3 protein-coding genes are annotated in these 2093 nt (G+C 67.0%); 1 reads left to right on the top strand and 2 read right to left on the bottom strand.

Annotated features, from left to right (window positions below; all coding sequences use genetic code 11):
- Both N878_RS18520 and N878_RS18515 read right to left on the bottom strand, forming a co-directional pair.
- A partial coding sequence (locus N878_RS18520) for a GAF domain-containing protein (RefSeq protein ID WP_031303470.1) occupies positions 1-544 on the bottom strand: 544 nt, incomplete at its 3' end.
- Positions 545-563: 19 nt separating this feature from the next.
- Entirely contained in the window at positions 564-1043 is a 480-nt protein-coding gene (locus N878_RS18515; protein WP_021445072.1) for an RNA pyrophosphohydrolase, read from the bottom strand.
- 143 nt (positions 1044-1186) lie between these two features.
- Between N878_RS18515 and N878_RS18510 the strand changes: the two genes are divergently transcribed.
- Positions 1187-1840, top strand: coding sequence for an HAD family phosphatase (locus tag N878_RS18510; RefSeq protein ID WP_021445071.1), 654 nt, complete (start codon positions 1187-1189; stop codon positions 1838-1840).
- Positions 1841-2093: the final 253 nt, after the last annotated feature.

Here is a 2093-nt window from a genome sequence, read left to right as displayed (position 1 = left end):
GCACGCCGACGAACTTGGCCTCCTGCACGCCCTTGCCCTGGCGGCCGAGGCCGCGGATCGAGCCGGTGGCCTCGGCATGGGCGATGACCCCGGCGAGCTGGGCGCTCATGGTGACCAGGAAGGCTTCCTCGCCCTCGTCGAACTGGCGGCGCTCCTTCTGCTGCACCACCAGCACGCCCATCACCCGCCGGTGGTGGATGATCGGCGCGCCGAGGAAGGAGGCGTAGCGCTCCTCGCCGGTCTCGGCGAAGTAGCGGTAGCGCGGGTGGTCGGCGGCGTTTTCCAGGTTCAGCGGCTCCTCGCGGGTGCCGACCAGGCCGACCAGACCTTCGTTGGGGGCCATGCTGACCTTGCCGATGGAGCGCTTGTTGAGGCCCTCGGTGGCCATCAGCACGAAGCGGTTGGTTTCCGGATCGAGCAGGTAGACCGAGCAGACCTGGCTGCCCATGGCCTCCTTGACCCGCTGCACGATGATCGACAACGCCGCCTTGAGGTCCTTGGCGGCGTTGACTTCCTGGACGATCTTGCGCAGGACGTTGAGCATGTGCAGTTTCGCTTCCTGGTCAGTCGCGCACGATCAGGCGCGGGGCGAGTTCCTTGAGGGCGCGGCGGTACACCTCGCGCTTGAATGTGACCACCTGACCCAGCGGATACCAGTAACTGACCCAGCGCCAGCCGTCGAACTCGGGCTTGCCGGTCAGGTCCATGCGCACCCGCTCTTCGGCGCCGGTCAGGCGCAGCAGGAACCACTTCTGCTTCTGGCCGATGCACAGCGGCTGGCTGTGGGTGCGCACCAGGCGCTGCGGCAGACGATAACGCAACCAGCCGCGGGTGCAGGCGAGGATCTTCACATCCTGCTCCTCGAGGCCGACTTCTTCGTTGAGTTCGCGGTACAGCGCCTCTTCCGGCGATTCGCGGTCGTTGATCCCGCCCTGGGGAAACTGCCAAGCATCCTGGTTGATGCGCCGCGCCCAGAGCACCTGGCCGACATCATTGGTCAGGATGATGCCGACATTCGGGCGGAAACCATCAGAATCGATCACGGCAAGCAACCTCGTACGCGCAAGTTCCGGCATTGTTCCACAAAGCCGGCGACAGCGGCAACGCGGCCTGCGGCGCGGTAGGAAAGGTCGTCTAAAGCGGCTATTCTGGCGCGCCCAACCGGTTTCCCACGAAGGTACTCAAGGTGCGCCTGGCCCTATTCGATCTCGACAACACCCTGCTCGCCGGCGACAGCGATCACAGCTGGGGCGACTTCATCTGCCAGCGCGGCCTGGTCGACGCCGACGAATACCAGGCGCGCAACGATGCCTTCTATGCCGACTACTGCGCCGGCAAGCTGGACGTGGTGGCCTACCAGAACTTCAGCCAGGCGATTCTCGGTCGCACCGGCATGGAGCAGCTGGCGCAGTGGCACCGCGAGTTCATGGCCGAGGTGATCGAGCCGATCATCCTGGCCAAGGGCGAGGCGCTGCTGGAAGAACACCGCAAAGCCGGCGACAAGCTGGTGATCATCACCGCCACCAACCGTTTCGTCACCGCGCCCATCGCCGCGCGCCTCGGCGTCGAGACGCTGATCGCCACCGAATGCGGCATGCAAGGCGGCCGTTACACCGGGCAGATCGCCGGCGTGCCCTGCTACCAGCAGGGCAAGGTGACGCGGCTGCACGAGTGGCTGGCGCAGACCGGCCACAGCCTGGACGGCAGCTACTTCTACAGCGACTCGCGCAACGACCTGCCGCTGCTGGAAGTCGCCAGCCAGCCGGTGGCGGTGGACCCGGACGAGGTGCTGCGCGCCACCGCCGTCGAGCGCGGCTGGCCGGTGATTTCGCTGCGTTGAATCCAGCGCTTCGCGGCTGCAGCCGCTCCTACGCGCCGCGCGTAAGGCCCTGTAGCCGGGTGCAATCCGGGAAACCGATGCCCCGGATTGCCCCGGGCTACGCCCATGCGCACCGGGCGCATGCAGAGGCGGCGCCCGCGACGCAGCCTACGCCGGCTTGGCGCCCATCAAGGCCATGATGGCGATCAACAGCACCAGGATCAGCGCCGCGTAGATCAGGCACAGGCGCCCCAGCGCGGTCGGCGCCGGGGCG

The organism is Pseudomonas sp. EGD-AK9 (assembly GCF_000465935.2).
GTDB lineage: Bacteria > Pseudomonadota > Gammaproteobacteria > Pseudomonadales > Pseudomonadaceae > Aquipseudomonas.
Note: the sequence above shows the minus strand (reverse complement) of the source record. Positions and strands in the feature narration are given on the sequence as shown.